The organism is Chitinophaga sp. YR627 (genome assembly GCF_900114995.1).
Taxonomy (GTDB): Bacteria; Bacteroidota; Bacteroidia; order Chitinophagales; family Chitinophagaceae; genus Chitinophaga.
Genome location: NZ_FOUX01000005.1, coordinates 209,204 through 226,855, shown reverse-complemented (window position 1 = coordinate 226,855; position 17,652 = coordinate 209,204). Strand labels below are relative to the sequence as shown.

Genomic DNA, 17,652 nt, shown 5'->3' with positions numbered 1-17,652 from the left:
TCATATCAGCCCCTGAAGTATAAAGTTTTTATCTCCACTTATCAATCATAGTCGGAAACCCTGACAGCAAATACACATCTGTTGTCCTTCCCATACTTTTCTGTTTCATACTCCGTCAGACACCAGAGGTAACCAGTGGCAGCGTCACGGTACAGGTCTTCTGCGCCATGTGGCCAGCGGTAGCGGGTACCAGCAGCTGTACCATCGTTGTAGCGGGTCAGTCTGCCTGTAGAGCCTTCGTAAGAGCTATTACCTGTTGTAGACATGAACGTCTTGTTACCCATTCTGAATACGCCCTGTATACCATGCACACGCGTACTGTCATTGTCAATCGGTGTGATGATGGTGGGCTGGGTGGTGGTGCTTACCTGTCCGGCGTCATTAACGGGGAATCCGAATACCTGCGGAACGGTTGTTTCAGAAGGCTCGATATACTGTGCTGTCCAGAGATATTTGCTGGCAGCTGTAGCGCCTTCACCCAGTTCGATACAGGAGAAAGGATTCGCATTGGTGATCTTGTAATAGCCAGTCTGTGGCAGGATATAGCCGTAGTTAAAGGCCTTCAGGTCGCCGTTGGTTTCCTGTCCGCAGCTGGTCTCTGTGTCATCACCCTGCGCAGATATGAATCTGGTCAGATCAAATACGCGCATACCCAGTTTGGTATCGGCTACGAAGAGTTTGCCTGCATGACAGGTTACGCCGCCTGCGTGAATGGTTACCGGACAGAAAGCGCCCAGCTGTGTATAGGCATTGGAAGCCTTATACAGCGATGAATTGCTCATGTTGGCCTTGTTCTGTACCAGCAGGATGTGCCGGTAGGTAACACTGTTCATGTTGGTAATATCCACCAGCGAAATACGTACGCCTTTATGCTGGTTGGCGACGCCGGCAATCGTACCGGGATCAACACCATACCAGGAAACAACCAGGAATTTCTTCGTACCCCAGGTGAAACCGCCAATACCCTGTGGACGCCATTCGTTTGTCTGCTCATCGCCACTGTTCCATTTGAAACCTGTTACCTGGTTGGCCGCCGGAATGTTGAAGCCATATACCGAGGTATAACCACTGGTGGAACCGTCACGGTTCAGCGTCAGCTGATCAGGCGTTTTGAAACCATAGGAGGAAAGGCTGTTGACGAAAGCGCTTTCATCTGTGTAGGTAATGGTACTGGCAGCGGCAGCAGCAATCTCATTGGCAGCAGCGATCTTGTCGGCTGAAAGAGCGGGTTCTGCGGACTGTTTGCTACAGGCGGCAAAGGCCAGCGACGTGGAAAGTGCGATTACATACGCGTGTCTTTTCATAGAATGTTACATTATGGGTTTTTGCCAGGAGCAGGTGTTGTAAGCCTGCTTAACCTGAGGCGCGCAAAGTAGAAATTCCGGGGATGTGAACGATGGATCGGGTATTAACTCATTCTTATCATATTGTTAAGGCCTGACCCGTGATATGTGACATTTTTACCGACTTTTGTATCAATTATACTGCTGTATAGCTGGTACTTTTGTATCAGCACATTTAATCTGATGATATGATACACTATAAACACCTGGCAGATCTTCACCGCGCAAACAATTTTCCGTTGCCGGAAAATCCCATGCTCAGTATTACCCGCTGTGATAATACCTGTACAATCGGGGACAGGGAGTTTACCAGTGATTTCTATATGATCGGGTTCAAGAAACTGAGAGCAGGGAAGATAAAATACGGGCGGACGAACTACGACAATCAGAATGGTTCCATGTATTTCACCAGGCCCCGTCAGATCATCGAAATGAAGGACCTGGAGTTTGAAGAAGATGGTTTTCTCCTGTTTTTCCATGAGGACTATCTGAACGGACATGTACTGCATACAGAGATTAAGAAGTACAATTTCTTTGATTATGAAGTAAACGAGGCATTGCATCTATCTCCGCGGGAAGAGCAGATCATGTGGGAATTGTACCGGAAGATTGAAACGGAATATAATGGTACGCAGGATGAATACAGCCGGAATATTATCCTGGGCCATATCAGTTCTATGCTGCAATATTGCCAGCGGTTTTATAAACGTCAGTTCATTAACAGAGCAGAACTATCCGGAAAAACAGTGTCCCGCTTTAGCGAGACACTGGCCAATTATTTTAAGGATAGCAGTATTGAAGATAAAGGTTTACCTACGGTAAATTATATGGCAGAGCAGCTGCATCTGTCTCCGCGTTATCTGAGTGATCTGCTGAAGCAGGAGACGGGCAAGACTGCCATGGAACTGATCCATATTTACCTGATATCAGAAGCGAAGAACCTGCTTAAAACAGCCGATCAGAGTGTAGCAGAGATTGCCTATCTGCTGGGCTTTGAAAATCCGCCTTATTTCTCCCGTTTGTTTAAAAAGGAAGTGGGTGTGAGCCCTAATCAATACAAGAAAATGGCGGGTTAAACCGCCATTTATTATGGTGTGACTTTATATAACCCTGCGCCATGCGGATTGATCTGCGGCGCAAAACTACCCGTAAATTTTCCTATGACTTTTCCTGTCCACAGATCGGTGATAGTACAGCTGCCTTTGATCCCTATTGTGGTAAGATCTACGTTAACTGCTGCTGCATCCTTATCTGCTTTATTAAAGACTGCGAGATATTTCGCTGATTTCCCGGAAACATCTGCGGTCCAGGCGGCTTTGTCCTGATCATTGAAAACCGGCCGGTTATTGCTGCTGTTATTCAGTACCTGTAATACCTGTTTGTTGGTTAGCAGAGACAGCGTAAAAGGATCATTATCGGGCAGATTTCCTCCAAACATTAACGGTGACCTGAAGATCGTCCAGAGCGTCATTAATGTATATTGCTCGTCTTTCGTAAAGGATGTCATACGCGGTTGTCCTCTTTCTGCACGGATACCTATATGCCCCAGCGGCAGCATATCTCCGTCAGGCCATGCGCCGGTAGTACGCCATTTATTCCAGCGGTCAAACACTTCGAAGTGGTCTTTGAGATGCGGCCAGTTATCCCAGAAATCATCCACCGTGCGCCACATGTTGGCATGCTGTTGTACATGTTCGCCCTTTGCGATCGGGGTCTCGCCCGGAGAAGTACTAAGCAGTATTTTACGGCCGGTCCGTGTGATCGCTTTTCTGATCATTTCGATCTCTTCTGCAAAATAGATAGGCGCGGAGAGGTCGTCTACTTTCACGAAGTCCAGTCCCCAGGAAGCATACATATCAAACAGGGAGTTATAATATTCCTGTGCGCCTGTTTTATCCGGTACGATGGTATACATATCATGCAGCCATTTACACTGGTCCTGTTTGCTGTAGATATCCGCAGCTGTGACATTCGTCCCTTTAACAGGCAGCTTTTTATTGACAGCGACTACCGGTACGCCCCGCATAATATGGATGCCGAATTTCAATCCTTTGCTGTGTATGTAGTCTGCCAGCGGTTTAAATCCCTGTCCGTTTGCAGCGGAAGGGAAACGGTTGACCGCAGGCTGAAAACGTCCGTATGCGTCTATATTATAGTCAGGATTGGTCTCATTGTAACCATGTGATTTATCATTCGCCACATACCAGCGGATGTCTACTATAATGTACTGCCATCCCGATGATTTAAGATGACTGGCCATATAGTCTGCGTTGGCTTTCACCTCGGCTTCCGTTACTGTTGGTCCGTAACAATCCCAACTGTTCCATCCCATAGGTGGCGTGGGCGCCCAGGAATGGAAGTCATTCTTTTGTTGTGCGAATGTTGAGCAGCCTAAAAGGACAAAGGCCCATAAAAGAACTGATTTCATGCTATTACTTTGTTTTGATCCTGATGATGGAGAATGAATATGCCGGTAATTCGGTGTTGAATGTTGAAGAGACATTAATATCGGTGCTGACAGGTGTGGCATCTTTAGCAGACGGATCGCCCTGCAGGACGGTCATAACGCCTGTTGTACCGGTGATGTTCAGTGCGCCCAATGCTATTGCTGAGGGAATGCTGAACGGTGAAATATTCACCAGTTTTATAATAACGTCTTTGGTTTTGCTATCCCTTACCACAGATACTGCTATTCTTTTGTTCAATGCCTCCTGATTGGCAGAAAGAGAGAGTGTATTAGGGAGGTATTCATCGCCTGCATTATTCCCAAAAAGCTTTTGCACCTGGTATCCGGTGGTGAGTTTAATGTCTGTATTATTGAAATAGATCAGATCGGGATTCCATTGCGTATGGCCTTCTTTTGCCAGTAAGGGTGCATAAGAGGTCATACTTACGATATCACCGTTTCTTTCAACACCGGTCAGGTAAATGGCTTCCGCCAGGGCTGTTTCCAGGTTAACCTTTGCACCTGGCAGATGTGCTGCGTATTCGCCCAGGTATACTTTGGAACGGGAGCGGTCATATTTATCATAGAAGTCCTGGTTGTTAATGAACCAGCCGGAGGTTTCGTAATAATGTTCATCTACCATCGGGACTTTCAGTTTCCCTGCCAGCGCCCATCCTTCCTCATAGTCTGTGCCTTCGTAAAAGGGGCCAACGGTACCAATGACGGTAATTTCCGGGTGTCTGGTCTGCATGGCTTTGTAGATCATGGTGAATCTTTCTTCAAATACATCCGTGATCAGGTCTTCATTGCCGATACCGATATATTTCAGGTGGAAAGGCGCCGGGTGACCAGCAGCCGCACGTTTCTTTCCCCAGGTGGTGTTGACGTCACCATTGGCGTATTCTACCAGGTCCAGTACTTCCTGTACATAATCGTCCATGTCGGCCATGGGAATGCCGCCTTGTTGTCCGCCGCCGCCTACGCCTGAATTCTGACAGGGAACGCCTGCAGGGACAACGGGCAGTGGTGCTGCGCCGATATCCTCACAGTATTGGAAGTATTCGAAGTAGCCCAGTCCGGCGGACTGATGATAACCCCACAGGTTACGCTGGGGGGTACGTGTTTCCAGCGGACCGAGGGTATTTTTCCAGCGGTACATATTGCCCAGACCATCACCGTGTGCAACACATCCGCCGGGAAAGCGGATGAAGCGGGGATGGATATCAGCGATGGTTTGCGCCAGATCAGGACGGAGTCCGTTCTGCCTGTTTCTGAACGTTTTAGCGGGGAATAAGGATATCATGTCCAGATCAAGTCCACCTTTAGTCAGGGGCAACAGCTCCAGATGGGCGTTCGGCGTAGTACTCCCCGCCGTCAAAGTAGCCTTGTATTGCCGCCAGTCAGGGGGAGTGAGTGATAATGTTGTCTGGGCCAAAACGGTATGATCCTGACCCACCAGTCTCACCAGCAGTTTACCTTTTCCCTTACAGAACAGGGAGAACTGGTATTTATCGCCTTTGCTGACAGCGATACCGTCAAAACCGGTATTCGACAATATAGCACCCGGTTCCTTTGTATCGAGGACGGCGTAATGCCGGTTATTGCGGTGTAAAGGGGCCGTCGTATCGATCGTGACTGTACTTTGTGTGCCTTGCAGCTGCCAGGAGTGTGTGTGCGTCCATTGTTTATCACGGCCTTCTTTGTCAGAGAGGGTATATTCAAAGTCACGGTTCTGTATCAGTTCAGCGTATAACCCGCCGTCAGCGGCGTAGTTAATATCTTCGAAGAAAACGCCGAAAAGCAGGTCACTGATAGGCTTTGCCTGTTCGGCCTGTATGGTGATATTAGCTTTTAGATTGCTGATACCTGCAAAACGGATACTGTCACGGGCTGTCGATTCACTATACTGCTCCATTTTGTATAGTTTTCCTTCATATGTTCTGATCAGCTGATCTGCCACTTTCCAGGATACGCGGTGAAGCTGTCCGTTTGTTTTACCCGAGGGCAGGTTCACGTAGATCGTATGATGGCGGTAGGCACTTGCAGGTACTTCTATTGCCGGAGAATAACTGCTGAAATCTTTGGTGGTGGTCTGGTAATATTTGCCTTCTGAAGTAGTATAAATGATATGGTATTGTTGCTGTGTAGCGTCATACCAACTGACAGGCTGTAATACATTACTGCCGGCCTGCATAACAGGATAGCTCTGGCGTTTCCAGTGAATGAGATCAGGGGAGGCGGCATGCGCAAAGACATGTTCCTTATCATTTAATCCCCATACACAGTGCCAGTTGCCGTCTGGTCCACTGATCAGGTAAGGCGCGAACATCCTTTTTTCTGCCCCCCATCTGCCATAATCACTCTTCAGATATCCCCATTCATTGCCGATTGGGTACCATTGCTGCTGATCACGGCTCCAGGCGAAATGCAGTCCGTTGTGATGGTTGTTTTTCGCTGTGGCATAGGAGAAAAGATAGACGGAGTCAGGCTCATATTTTGCGTAGACCGTATGCGTCAGGCACGTCAGAACGGCGAGATATAACCAGTGTTTCATTATAGTGGAATTATAAAGCTTCTCCCAATATAATGATAAAAGTGTTAAAATGACAATTAAATGCCGGAATGGTGGTAAATGACTGTTTTGCTGTTCTCAGACAAGCGGTGGTAATTTATAATATCTGTTACGGAACAGCAGATATCCCAACAGGAGATTGACGCAGGCGGATTGCCAGAGGAAGCCGTACATAATTATCCAGAACAATAAAATATATACTGCGAAAACAACAGGCAGATAGATGTTCATCTGCAGGCCGATCTGGTAGAGCAGTCCCCGGAAGCATATCAGTGCAGAGATGGCGTAGCATACCAGTAATGTGGCCAGCAGGGGTGTTTCCATCACAAATAAAAGGATGATCTCCGGCGCAAGTAATAAAAGATACTGTAGGATGGAATACGCAAAGAGCCTGTTTCTGCTATACGGGAAGTTCCTGGTGAAGGGTAAGGTCATCAGTTCAAAGCGGTGTTCCTGGTAGAGCAGATAGAGGTGTGCCGCGACGGAAGTCAGCACAATAAGGCCTGCTACCCGGCCATCATGTCTGTTATTATTGGCAACACTATATGCACCGCTTAACAGACAAAACACAGAGATCGTTTTTGTAAGGAGACCACCGGTTTTAAGTCTGTGCAATATATGATGCAGAAAGAGTGTAAAGAATGGTTTCGGCCAGCGAAAAGGCAGCCGGAAAGAGAATTTATGAGGTACGCCGGCAGACAGCTGATTGGCCTTCCATACGTAGATACCTGCACTGGTTGTTATCAGCAGGAGCAGATACAATAATGTAAGTACCGGATACAGATATTGCTGATGAGCGATGCCAAAACCTACGGCCAGCAAACCATACATGGTCAGTGGGAGGGTGATGACGAATTGCATCCACCACCAGCCAATAAGCTGTTTATATTTGGGAAGAGACGTACTGCTATAAAACAGGAAACCGTTTTCGGGGATGGTCAGTTGCTGGAAAACATACTGCCAGCTTTTGATCGTATAGAGTAACCAGGCCATGAAAATAACAGAGAGCGTAACCGGGTTGCTGATAAAGGTCAGGATGACGAATAGCTCAGAAAATGCGAAAAGCTCATGGTTCATGGTGCCCAGTGGTGTGATCAGGATCGCGTAGCTGACAATGATGACGAAGCAGGATAATAAAAGGCCTGCATTCGCCCTGTAAAAGCCACGGGAAAATATCTTAATCAGTATGCGGGAAAGTGGAGAGATCATCCTGCGAGCTGTTTTACGGTTTTATCGGCTGTCTGAAGGACGCTATTGACAACAAGGGCATCCTGTTCTATGCTCTGATGGGAGGATAACAGGAAGGATGTTCCCTGTGATGTATAACGTTCCCTGATCCAGCCATATAATATATCCAGAGAGGCGGTGTCCAGTGTGATCAGCGGTTCGTCCAGCAGTATGAGCCGGGGTGTGCCGGTAAAGGCCAGTACCAGGGATAGTTTTTTGAGCATACCACTGGAATAGCTGCCTAAGGGCTGGTCAAGATAGGACTGCATCTGCATGCTTTCCAGATAGGGCGTTTCCTGTCCGGCAGGCGCCTGTTTGGCGGTCGCAAACAGCCGGATCATCTCCCGTCCGGTAAGAAATTCAGGGAATACCGGTTCCGCTTCTGCGAAGTTGACTTTCCTGCGGTAATCGACTGGTTGTTGCCGGATGCTGACATTGTCCAGGAGAATATCACCGGAAAAATCAATAATGCCGGCAATCGCTTTCAGGAGCGTGCTTTTACCGGAACCATTCACGCCTTTGATCCAGTGAATACCGGGGCCTAGTTCCAGGGATTGTACATCCAGTACCGGATGTTGATGGTATGATTTCTTAAAGTTCGCGATCCGCAGCATATACTTGGCTTGTCGGCTGGTACAGCATACATACCAGCGTTCTGGGTCATAAAATAGTCGGTCAGCCCATGATCTTCAATACAGCTTAAATATAATATGAATCAGCCAGCAAGGGGATCATTACCAGGCTGCAATCCCATTTTTGGGAAATATTTAACCATTTCATCGCCGTCTGTCCCGTTTCGTCGGAAACTCATTGTCATCGGTCCCCGCTTGTAGTTGCTTTGCTATCAAATCAATTGCATATGGAAATAGTACACCATCTAAACATCGGGATCCATGTAATAGCAGGTATCCTTGCACTGATCACCGGAATCGCTGCGGTGATTGTCAGTAAAAGCAGTAGCAGGCACCGGCAGCTGGGAAGGGTTTTTATGTATCTGATGATCGTTGTGATCACTACCGGACTGGCAGGCGTGATAATATTTAACCGTAATCACTTTTTACTGGTGATTACGCTGCTGAGTGGATATAATTGTTTCAGTGGTATCAGGACGATCAGGCGCTTTGGTCAGCCGCCGGCACTATTGGATTATATCATACCGCTGGTGGCACTGTCCTGCGGAGCCTATTACCTGTATTATGTGCAGCATGCGGGTTTGTACTGGGCGCCGGTGATCATTTATTCCACCCTGGGCGCATTGTTTATTGTATGTGCGTATGATCTTGGCCGGGGGCTGATGACTGCTGCTATGCGGAGACGCATGGTCATGTATGAGCATGTCTATAAAATGTTCAGCGCATTGAGTGCCCTGTTCTCCGCGTTTACAGGTACCGTGTTGCCACAGTACAAGCCTTATAGTCAATTCCTGCCTTCTATGGTTGGTTTGACTGCTACAATTATTATCTTTATTCTGTTAGCCACCAGGCGGCTGTCTTTTCAGCGAAAAACTGCACTTCAGATCAATTAATATGCATCCGGCTATAAAGACTTTATTACTGTGTATCCTGATTGGGGCCACCTTTGGCACTTATCTGTACTTTACGTATGATCATCGCTTTATACGGATTGCTGTCAATGTGTTGTCAAGCGTCAATATCGGATCACTGATGACGTTGCTGATCTGGTACAGAGGGTATTTTATCAACCGCTTTACCAATGCTGTCCTTAAAGTGATTGTGATGATATTATTGCTGATACTGGTAGCATTGACCGGAACAGAACTTACATTGATCATGCGGGCGGGCATCATGGGAGAACCATTTGTGCCTTTCAGTGCTGGCAGCATTTATATCCTGAATATACTGGTGGTAATGGTTATCGCGATTCCTATTTATGTTAGTGAGGAATGGAAGAGTATGGCCAATGCACGGATGCTGCAACAGCAATATCGTTTATTGCAGCTGGAACAACAGCAGACTGCTTTCGAACTGGAATTGCTGCGTGCGAAGATCAATCCGCATTTTCTGTATAACATGCATAATACGATCGCCGGACTTATTTCCCAGGATCCGGCGAAAGCAGAAGAACTGGTCTTATTGTTGTCGAAGTTTTTCCGTTTCACGCTGAATAAAGATAGCGTTACCTGCCACCCTGTAAAGGATGAACTGGATATCATCACCACCTATCTGCATATGCAGCAGATCAGATATGGTAACAGGATGCGTTATACTATTCACGCAGACCCGGACACACTGCACAGGCAGATGCCTTCTTTTATACTGCAACCGTTGGTAGAGAATGCGGTAAAACACGGGATAGAAACGATGGCGGCAGATGGGGATATCGATGTGCAGATATCCCTGCAAGGTACACAACTGGTGATACGTATTGCAGACTCAGGGCCTGCATTTCCGGATATACCGGGAACGGGTATGGGGTTGCAGATGGTTATGAATAAACTGAAGCTGTTATACGCAGATAATTATACGATAGAACTTAATAATACGCCAGAAAAATATGTCCGGATCATTATTCCAGGAAATAGTGACAACGTTGCTCGTGGATGACGAAGCCATCGCCATTCACCGTTTGAAAAAAGCGCTCCAGGTTTATCCGCAGATTAATATTATCGGAGAAGCTATGGACGGCGCTACTGCTGTAGAACTGATTAACAGTCTGCGGCCGGAACTGGTATTCCTGGATATTCGTATGCCAGGGTTTAATGGGTTTGAAGTACTGGACCGGCTGACTTATACACCCATGATTGTTTTTGTGACAGCTTATGAAGAATATGCTATCCGGGCCTTTGAAAAAAACTCACTGGATTATTTGCTGAAGCCTGTTGAAGAAGAGCGCCTGGAGATGACGATCAACAGGATCCGTCAACGACCTAAACAGGAAGGGGATTTGTTGTCCAGGATAAAAATGTTGCTCGGCGAACAGCAACAAGAGCCGCGTATCAGTACGATACCTGTGAGGACAGGTGATAAGATCTTCCTGGTGCATGTACAGGATGTTGTGTTACTGGAAGCAAAGGAGAAGTACGTTGTTGTGCATACTGAAGGGGAAGAACAATTGATAGATTATTCACTGAGTTATCTTGAAAGCAGGTTACCGGAAACATTTGTGCGGGTGCATCGTAGTTATATAGTTAATAAACTTAAAATACGGGAGATACAGAAATACTTTAAAGGCACTTTTATGCTGCTGATGAATGACAGGAAAGGGTCTAAGGTGAAAACAGCAGCTTCTTACAATGATATTATAAAGACTAAATTATTATTGCCATAGATAAGGGTTAGACTATACTTATACTATAGTTATGGTCCGTTAGTGCTCCCTTTTTTTCGCAGCACTAACGGACCATAACTATAGTATAACTATATCTGAACAGTATTCAAGCAAAGATACGCTATTTAGTTGGCGCCTGATTTTCCAGTCCTTCCTGTAAACTATTTTTCAGATCGCTGATATACTGAACAACTGTCGCAGCCGTACCTGATTCAGGGGCCTGAACCGCACAGTTACTCTTAATATAGCTTTTTACATCGGCCAGTTGCCAGATAGCGCCACCGCTCATACCCGGATAATCTTTTCTGAAACGGACCATTTCTGCTTTGATATCCGCAGGTGATTTACTGTTGTGTACAGGACCACAGTTGCTGAAAGCGCCTCTGCACAGGAAGATCGGGTATACCGGTAATGCGGTGTTCAGTTTCGTTACCCAGTCGCCCGGCACATTGTTTCTACCACCATCATAACACTGTAAATACACGGCATCGATCAGTCCTGGTTTGGAGCGGCAGATCACGTCTTTCCAGTACTCGGTTTTACGGAAGGGGCACAGGGTCATGTGTATACCCAGTTGCCCGATCATTTCGCCTAATTGTGCAATGGATTCGCTGTTGTATACAGATTCATCGTCTATACATACTGCGTCTACACCAATATCTTCTTTGAAGATCTTACAGATATTGTACAATGTACTATTCACACCTACACCTGTTACGATACCAGGTACTTTTTTGGAGGCATCGTACCAGTCCTGGATGTAGTCATAGGTATTGGGCGGCTGATTGAACCATCTTCCTTCCAGCAGGATCTCTGTACGTGTTACGGTAGATGTGCCCTTTTTCAGGGACGCCACTCTTTTTAACCATTCCTGACTGCCAACAAATTTGCCCTCATGAATGATCGGATTAGTATGATCATCACCTGAGTACACATCTCCGTTGGAATGAATATAGAAACTGGAGAGAATGACGGTGGTAAATCCGGAACTTTTTAGTTGTGTGTAAGTTGTATCATCACCCGGATAGATACCACGTCCGAACATGGTAAGATTCGTTGCTGCCGGTGAGGCAGCCGTAATACCGGATGTTGTCGTATCAGCAGCAATAATTGCCTGGTGAGCGCTCAGCGGCATGAGGGAGCCGGACGTCAGCAGACAGATAAACAGAAACAATGTCTTCATAGTATAGCCTTTGTATTGTTGGCGTAAAATAGTAAACTTGTTGTACAAGAGCAGGGACCGTACTGTTAAGCATTGTTAAGGCTTTATGAGCGGTCTGAACGCTGTCTTAAATGGTCAGAAATTTATATATAAAGCTAACTTTAAAAACATCCTTGTATGGAGACGTCCAACAATCCTTACCAGCCTATTGACTGTAATTATTATGACCGTCTGGAAGCCTGGGCGACCATGCGTACTATCTGCAGGATCGTATTCAGGGATGAAGAGGGAAAAGAGCAGGATGTAACCGCCCGTATAGAGGATGTGTATGCACTGAATAAGGTGGAATATATGCGGATGGATAACGGACTGGTGATCCGTCTGGATAGCTTATTATCCGTTAATAATATCCCTCTGCCGGATCACTGTTAAGCTGGTTCGGTTAATTGGGTTACAACATATACCATTTAGGTTACAGTTTTCTGTGTATCCATGTTGAATTTTGTATCAGAAAATGAAAATTCAATATCATGGAAAACAATGTAACAGGAAAAGTAGTGCTGATAACAGGCGCAAGTAGTGGCATTGGTGAGGCAACCGCTTTGCTGCTGGCAGAAAGAGGCGCGAAGGTGGTATTGGGCGCCAGAAGGGAAGATAGATTACAGGCATTGGCTGCACGGATTACGGCGGCAGGAGGAGCGGTGATCTATGCGGTGACAGACGTGAAGAAACGGGCCGACCTTACAGCACTGGTTGGTCTGGCACTTGCGCATTTCGGACGACTGGACGTGCTGATCAACAACGCAGGCGTCGCTGCTTTATCACCCATGGATCATATTACGGTTGATGAATGGGATGAAATGATCGATGTAAATATCCGTGGTGTACTGCATGGGATTGCTGCAGGATTACCGGTTTTCCGTCAGCAGGGGGGTGGACATTTTATCAATGTAGCCTCTACAGCAGGACTGCGTATTATACCCAATATGGGCGTATATGCTGCTACTAAATCGGCCGTAAGGTTTATTTCAGAAGGACTAAGACAGGAAGCAGGTCCCGATCTCAGGGTTACCCTTATTACGCCCGGCTATACACAGACAGAACTGGGCAATGGTATGTCTAACCAGGAGCTGAAAGCGCAGATATCTGCAGGCATGGAAAAGATGGCGATCGCACCGGCGGCCATCGCGGCAGGTATTTTGTATGCCATTGAACAGCCGGCAGCAGTTGATGTGAATGAACTTGTTATCCGTCCTACAGCACAGGCATAGTCTTTTTCTTATTCAATTCAGACGCTATGAAGGCATCCGCTCCATCTACCCATCTATTTGATAGTATTTCCGCCCTGATGCGGTATCTGGAGTTACCTGCTCCCTTGCATCCACTGGTGGCGCTGATTCCATCGGGGAATCTCCGTGTTCCTGCAGAAGACTCAGGAGATACCTTTATCCTTAGTTTCTATAAAGTTTCTTTTAAGATCGATTTTAAAGGTCAGGTGAAATACGGACAGGGATACTATGATTTTGAAGAGGGAGGACTTGCCTTCATAGCGCCTCATCAGCGGACGATGGCGATGAATGACCCACAGACATATGAAGGATATACCTTCTTTTTTCATCCCGATCTTATCCGGAATTATCAGTTAGGAAGAACGATCAGCCGTTACGGCTTCTTTTCCTATGCGGTGGCGGAGGCCCTGTTCCTTTCCGCGAAGGAAAAGAGGGTCATAGAAGGACTATTCGCAGTCATGCTGGAAGAATTGCAGAATAACATTGATCAGTTCAGTCAGGATGTGATGGTATCACATATAGAGTTATTGCTCAACTATAGTAACCGTTTTTATAACAGGCAGTTCCTCACAAGAAAGGCAAAGTATAATGACCTGATCGATCGTATGAATGCCTATTTATCGGAGCGTTTTGATACAGAAAAGTCTCCTTTGGATGGTTTACCTACCGTGCAGGAAGTCGCAGATCATCTCTCGGTTTCTCCCCGTTTCCTGACCGATATGCTGAAATCCCTGACGGGTCAGAGTACCCAGCAGCATATCCAGGACCGACTGATAGAAAAAGCGAAAGATATACTGAGCACGAGTGATCGTTCGGTAGCAGAAATTGCCTATCAGCTCGGATTTGAGCATCCCCAGTCTTTTAACCGGCTTTTCCGTCGGAAAACCCATGTTTCCCCCATTGCATTCAGACAATCCTTTCGCTAAAAGTGGACATTTCAACAAAGTGAAAAAGGACTTTTCAGCAAAGTAATATGCCTTATTTGCAACGAATTTTGTGTGTGTCTGGAATGCCGGACCGGAATGCTGTACGTATATCTCCTTATTTTACAATTTTTTGTGGAGATATAAAATATTAACGGCGTTAGAACGTCTCCGGTAAAGAAAGCATTTTATAAAATTCGATACAATATGAAAGTTATCATCACAGGTGCGACTGGTTTTGTGGGAGAGGGCGTTCTGCTCGAATGTCTCCGCAATAATGATGTCAGTGCAGTGTTAATGGTGAACCGCAAGCCTTCCGGCATACAACATCCAAAGCTCAGGGAATGTATTGTACCTGATTTTATGGAGCTGAATGCAGTAAAGTCCCAGCTTATCGGTTATGACGCCTGCTTTTATTGTGCGGGGATCAGTTCGGTAGGTCTGACAGAAGAAGTATACACCCATATTACCTATGACCTGACCATTAATTTTGCCAAAGTTATGTTGTCCCTGAATCCTGATATGGTATTCAACTTCGTGTCTGGTAGTCATACGGATGCGTCTGAAAAGGGAAAGATCATGTGGGCACGCGTAAAAGGAAAGGCAGAGAATGCATTGGCTAAGCTGCCATTCAAAGCGCAATATAATTTTCGTCCTGGTTTTATGAAGCCGACGAAGGGCCAGCAGAACGTAAAGACTTTTTATAAGATCATCGTACCGATATTCCCTTTATTGTTCCCTTCTCAATCGTGTACCCTGCAGGAGGTAGGACTTTCTATGATCCATGCTGTGTTGAAAGGATATACAGTACGGACACTGGAAATAAGTGACATCAAAAGACTGGCAGTAGCTTAAAAGAACAGCATGAAAAGATTGCGGAAAGTTATAAAGATCATTGCTATTGTACTGTTATCGCTGATTGCATTATTGAGTATTGTGACGCTTGTATTCATGCGTTTGCCACAATTTGGTAAGGCGCCGGAGGGACAGCGGCTCACGCGTATTCAGCACTATGCAAATTACCGGAATGGTCATTTTGAGAACCTGGAGGCAACACCGACTTTTGCGCCTGGGTATAGTTTTTCCGGTGAAATGATGAAAGCATTATTTGCAACATATCCCGGCCGTTATCCTGAAAAGGATATTCCTGCCATCAAAACGGATCTGCAGCAATTGCCAAAGGATACGGATGTGGTGATCTGGTTTGGACACTCATCCTGTTATATACAGCTGGAAGGAAAGCGTATCCTGATCGATCCTATATTCAGTCAGCATGCCTCGCCGGTGCCAGGTACGGTGAGGCCTTTCCATGGTACGGATATTTATTCGGCTGCTGATTTTCCTGAAATAGATTATCTGCTAATATCACATGACCACTACGATCACCTGGATTATGAAACAATACTTGCATTAAAGGACAAAACGAAGAAGGTGATCTGTGGTCTTGGGGTAGGTGCACATTTCGAGCGATGGGGTTATCCGGCTAACAAGATCATAGAACTGGCCTGGTATGAATCAGCTCCACAGGCTGCTGATGGTAGTCTGAAGATAACAGCTACACCTGCAAGACATCAATCCGGCAGAGGATTCAGTCAGAACAACACCTTGTGGATGTCGTTTATAATACAGACCACGCAGCGGAAAATATATGTCAGCGGAGACAGTGGGTATGGTAAACATTTTAAAGAGATCGGAAAGGCTTATGGTCCGGTGGATCTGGCTATCATCGAAAACGGGCAGTATGATAGTGCCTGGCATTACGTGCATTGTTTACCGGGAGAGGTATTACAGGCAGCACAGGACCTTGGTGCATCGAGGTTATTGCCGGTACACTCTTCCAAATTTGTATTGGCAAGACATAGATGGGATGAACCCTTAAGAGAGATTACCCGTCTGGATCAGGCGGTAGGTATTCCTTTAGTGACGCCGGTGATTGGGGAAGTTGTTTATCTGGATGATAAGGAGAAGGTATTCCGGCAATGGTGGAGGGAAAAATAACAAAGGCCTCAGTTTATACTGAGGCCCTTTTTTTACAGTCGCAAAATTAAAGCAGCGTTTCCGTTTGTTAACGTCCACTGTTGTATACATCAATCATTATTTCCCTAATAAACTTTTCAGCTTTTCTTCCAGCTGATTCCCTTTCAGGTTTCTTGCGATGATCTTTCCGGAGTCATCGATCAGTACATTCTGTGGTACTGCTGAAACCTTGTACAACTGCGCAATTTCATTCTTCATGTATTTCATATCAGATACGTTGTAGCCGGTGAGCTTGTCTTCAGTGATTGCTTTATTCCAGTAATCTCTGCGTGCTTCAAGACCAACGTTGATCACAACCAGTTTTTTATTGTCCAGTGTTTTAACTATCTGTTTCAGTTCCTGGTTCTCGATTCTGGAAGCGGAGTTCCAGCTACCCCAGAAGTTCAGTAATACTACTTTTCCTTTGAAAGAAGACAAAGATATCTTATTACCGTCCTGATCTTTCTGTGAGAAATCAGGGGCGTCACTACCTACAGCTGCCTGTTTGGAATCCATTAATTTCTTTAGGAATTCCTTTCCTCTGATTGTCTTTTTCGTTTTATCACTTAATATTTTATAGAGCGGTTCTACGTCCTGATAGTCGATAAAAGCGCCTGCATATTCTTCCAGAATGTCGATAGAGATGTACATTTCCGGATTCTGCTGGATGAACTCTTTCATCTGTTTTTTTCTCTCTTCCATAGCAGCACGGAAGTGTTCCATGTAACTTCTCTTTGCGGCAATACCGGAGGTACTTACATCTGAGAACATGGTATTTGATGATTCAGCTGTCAAAGCATCGATCTTTGCATTGATGTCGGCCATGTGTTTCTGATAGCCGGCATAATCATCCTGTGATTTACAACCGTTTGATTCGAAATTTGCAATGTCTTCATCGGAGGTCAGCCACATGCTGGCGCCGGGTTCAACATATATGTGCGCAACGTTTTTGTTGCTGAAAAAATTTACTGGTTCACCGTTCTTACTTACCATCAGCAGCGCATTCACAGGGTAAGGTGTTTCTTGTACAAGTTTAAAAGTACCGTTCACTATATCTGCAGAATCATATACAATATCACCGTCTATTGAAAATCCTATATAAACCTTTGCCGGAGCTGGAAGTTTCCCGAGTTGACCTCTGATGTAGAATGTCGTTTGAGCGAACATTGGCATAGATATCAGACAAGCCACGAGAAACATCAAAATTCTGTTCATCTGTTATAACCTTTATAATGCTATATGAAATATTGTAGATAATCAAAAAGACAAATGCGCATTATCAATTGAATTATTCGTTTCATATATGACAAGAATTAATACGTGATATGCGTACAAGCGTTAAAGAAATTTTTAAAGTATTTCTTTTTCGTAGGGTAGATGCCGGTA

General features: G+C 45.7%; 16 protein-coding genes. 9 read left to right on the top strand and 7 right to left on the bottom strand.

Annotated features, from left to right (window positions below; translation table 11 throughout):
• Positions 1–41: 41 nt before the first annotated feature.
• Entirely contained in the window at positions 42–1,304 is a 1,263-nt protein-coding gene (locus BMZ72_RS25890; RefSeq protein ID WP_089812596.1) for a hypothetical protein, read from the bottom strand.
• 227 nt (positions 1,305–1,531) lie between these two features.
• Between BMZ72_RS25890 and BMZ72_RS25885 the strand changes: the two genes are divergently transcribed.
• Positions 1,532–2,419, top strand: coding sequence for a helix-turn-helix domain-containing protein (locus tag BMZ72_RS25885; protein ID WP_089812595.1), 888 nt, complete (start codon positions 1,532–1,534; stop codon positions 2,417–2,419).
• Positions 2,420–2,430: 11 nt separating this feature from the next.
• Here BMZ72_RS25885 and BMZ72_RS25880 read toward each other — a convergent pair whose 3' ends face one another.
• From BMZ72_RS25880 to BMZ72_RS25865, 4 genes are all read right to left on the bottom strand, one after another.
• Complete coding sequence (locus BMZ72_RS25880) at positions 2,431–3,771, bottom strand: glycoside hydrolase family 27 protein (RefSeq protein ID WP_089812594.1); 1,341 nt, start codon at positions 3,769–3,771, stop codon at positions 2,431–2,433.
• Positions 3,772–3,775: 4 nt separating this feature from the next.
• Positions 3,776–6,343, bottom strand: a complete 2,568-nt coding sequence (locus BMZ72_RS25875) for an alpha-L-arabinofuranosidase C-terminal domain-containing protein (protein ID WP_089812593.1) — start codon at positions 6,341–6,343, stop codon at positions 3,776–3,778.
• A 96-nt stretch (positions 6,344–6,439) separates the two neighbouring features.
• Positions 6,440–7,570: a hypothetical protein gene (locus tag BMZ72_RS25870; protein WP_089812592.1), complete on the bottom strand. Its 1,131-nt coding sequence runs from the start codon at positions 7,568–7,570 to the stop codon at positions 6,440–6,442.
• Positions 7,567–8,202: an ABC transporter ATP-binding protein gene (locus BMZ72_RS25865; RefSeq protein ID WP_089812591.1), complete on the bottom strand. Its 636-nt coding sequence runs from the start codon at positions 8,200–8,202 to the stop codon at positions 7,567–7,569. The genes BMZ72_RS25870 and BMZ72_RS25865 overlap by 4 nt, the downstream gene beginning before the upstream one ends.
• Positions 8,203–8,447: 245 nt before the next feature.
• On the opposite strand from BMZ72_RS25865, the gene BMZ72_RS25860 reads away from it, so the two are divergent.
• Genes BMZ72_RS25860 through BMZ72_RS25850 form a run of 3 tightly spaced genes read left to right on the top strand, consistent with a single transcriptional unit; the run spans position 8,448 to position 10,876 of the window.
• Complete coding sequence (locus BMZ72_RS25860; RefSeq protein WP_089812590.1) at positions 8,448–9,113, top strand: DUF2306 domain-containing protein; 666 nt, start codon at positions 8,448–8,450, stop codon at positions 9,111–9,113.
• A 1-nt stretch (position 9,114) separates the two neighbouring features.
• Complete coding sequence (locus BMZ72_RS25855; RefSeq protein WP_089812589.1) at positions 9,115–10,152, top strand: sensor histidine kinase; 1,038 nt, start codon at positions 9,115–9,117, stop codon at positions 10,150–10,152.
• Positions 10,103–10,876, top strand: coding sequence for a LytR/AlgR family response regulator transcription factor (locus BMZ72_RS25850; protein ID WP_089812588.1), 774 nt, complete (start codon positions 10,103–10,105; stop codon positions 10,874–10,876). Before BMZ72_RS25855 ends, BMZ72_RS25850 begins: the two co-directional genes overlap by 50 nt.
• Before the next feature lie 121 nt (positions 10,877–10,997).
• On the opposite strand, the gene BMZ72_RS25845 is transcribed toward BMZ72_RS25850, so the two are convergent.
• On the bottom strand, positions 10,998–12,059 hold the full coding sequence (locus tag BMZ72_RS25845) for a hypothetical protein (RefSeq protein WP_089812587.1): 1,062 nt from the start codon (positions 12,057–12,059) through the stop codon (positions 10,998–11,000).
• A gap of 156 nt (positions 12,060–12,215) precedes the next feature.
• Between BMZ72_RS25845 and BMZ72_RS25840 the strand changes: the two genes are divergently transcribed.
• From BMZ72_RS25840 to BMZ72_RS25820, 5 genes are all read left to right on the top strand, one after another.
• Positions 12,216–12,470 (top strand): hypothetical protein, encoded by a 255-nt coding sequence (locus tag BMZ72_RS25840; protein WP_089812586.1) that lies wholly within the window; start codon positions 12,216–12,218, stop codon positions 12,468–12,470.
• A gap of 98 nt (positions 12,471–12,568) precedes the next feature.
• Positions 12,569–13,309: an SDR family oxidoreductase gene (locus BMZ72_RS25835; protein WP_089812585.1), complete on the top strand. Its 741-nt coding sequence runs from the start codon at positions 12,569–12,571 to the stop codon at positions 13,307–13,309.
• 26 nt (positions 13,310–13,335) lie between these two features.
• Complete coding sequence (locus BMZ72_RS25830) at positions 13,336–14,253, top strand: helix-turn-helix domain-containing protein (RefSeq protein ID WP_089812584.1); 918 nt, start codon at positions 13,336–13,338, stop codon at positions 14,251–14,253.
• Positions 14,254–14,457: 204 nt separating this feature from the next.
• On the top strand, positions 14,458–15,105 hold the full coding sequence (locus BMZ72_RS25825) for an NAD-dependent epimerase/dehydratase family protein (protein WP_089812583.1): 648 nt from the start codon (positions 14,458–14,460) through the stop codon (positions 15,103–15,105).
• A gap of 9 nt (positions 15,106–15,114) precedes the next feature.
• The gene (locus BMZ72_RS25820; protein WP_089812582.1) at positions 15,115–16,248 is read left to right on the top strand and encodes an MBL fold metallo-hydrolase; all 1,134 of its coding nucleotides are present in this window, start codon (positions 15,115–15,117) and stop codon (positions 16,246–16,248) included.
• Between the two features lie 96 nt (positions 16,249–16,344).
• Here the strand turns inward: BMZ72_RS25820 and BMZ72_RS25815 are convergent, their stop codons facing one another.
• Entirely contained in the window at positions 16,345–17,481 is a 1,137-nt protein-coding gene (locus BMZ72_RS25815; RefSeq protein WP_089812581.1) for a TlpA disulfide reductase family protein, read from the bottom strand.
• Positions 17,482–17,652 lie beyond the last annotated feature (171 nt).

Bases quoted from the DNA above. Each gene is read 5' to 3' on its own strand.
- BMZ72_RS25890 (WP_089812596.1), bottom strand. From the start codon at position 1,304: ATGAAAAGACACGCGTATGTAATCGCACTTTCCACGTCGCTGGCCTTT.
- BMZ72_RS25885 (WP_089812595.1), top strand. From the start codon at position 1,532: ATGATACACTATAAACACCTGGCAGATCTTCACCGCGCAAACAATTTT.
- BMZ72_RS25880 (WP_089812594.1), bottom strand. From the start codon at position 3,771: ATGAAATCAGTTCTTTTATGGGCCTTTGTCCTTTTAGGCTGCTCAACA.
- BMZ72_RS25875 (WP_089812593.1), bottom strand. From the start codon at position 6,343: ATGAAACACTGGTTATATCTCGCCGTTCTGACGTGCCTGACGCATACG.
- BMZ72_RS25870 (WP_089812592.1), bottom strand. From the start codon at position 7,570: ATGATCTCTCCACTTTCCCGCATACTGATTAAGATATTTTCCCGTGGC.
- BMZ72_RS25865 (WP_089812591.1), bottom strand. From the start codon at position 8,202: ATGCTGCGGATCGCGAACTTTAAGAAATCATACCATCAACATCCGGTA.
- BMZ72_RS25860 (WP_089812590.1), top strand. From the start codon at position 8,448: ATGGAAATAGTACACCATCTAAACATCGGGATCCATGTAATAGCAGGT.
- BMZ72_RS25855 (WP_089812589.1), top strand. From the start codon at position 9,115: ATGCATCCGGCTATAAAGACTTTATTACTGTGTATCCTGATTGGGGCC.
- BMZ72_RS25850 (WP_089812588.1), top strand. From the start codon at position 10,103: ATGTCCGGATCATTATTCCAGGAAATAGTGACAACGTTGCTCGTGGAT.
- BMZ72_RS25845 (WP_089812587.1), bottom strand. From the start codon at position 12,059: ATGAAGACATTGTTTCTGTTTATCTGTCTGCTGACGTCCGGCTCCCTC.
- BMZ72_RS25840 (WP_089812586.1), top strand. From the start codon at position 12,216: ATGGAGACGTCCAACAATCCTTACCAGCCTATTGACTGTAATTATTAT.
- BMZ72_RS25835 (WP_089812585.1), top strand. From the start codon at position 12,569: ATGGAAAACAATGTAACAGGAAAAGTAGTGCTGATAACAGGCGCAAGT.
- BMZ72_RS25830 (WP_089812584.1), top strand. From the start codon at position 13,336: ATGAAGGCATCCGCTCCATCTACCCATCTATTTGATAGTATTTCCGCC.
- BMZ72_RS25825 (WP_089812583.1), top strand. From the start codon at position 14,458: ATGAAAGTTATCATCACAGGTGCGACTGGTTTTGTGGGAGAGGGCGTT.
- BMZ72_RS25820 (WP_089812582.1), top strand. From the start codon at position 15,115: ATGAAAAGATTGCGGAAAGTTATAAAGATCATTGCTATTGTACTGTTA.
- BMZ72_RS25815 (WP_089812581.1), bottom strand. From the start codon at position 17,481: ATGAACAGAATTTTGATGTTTCTCGTGGCTTGTCTGATATCTATGCCA.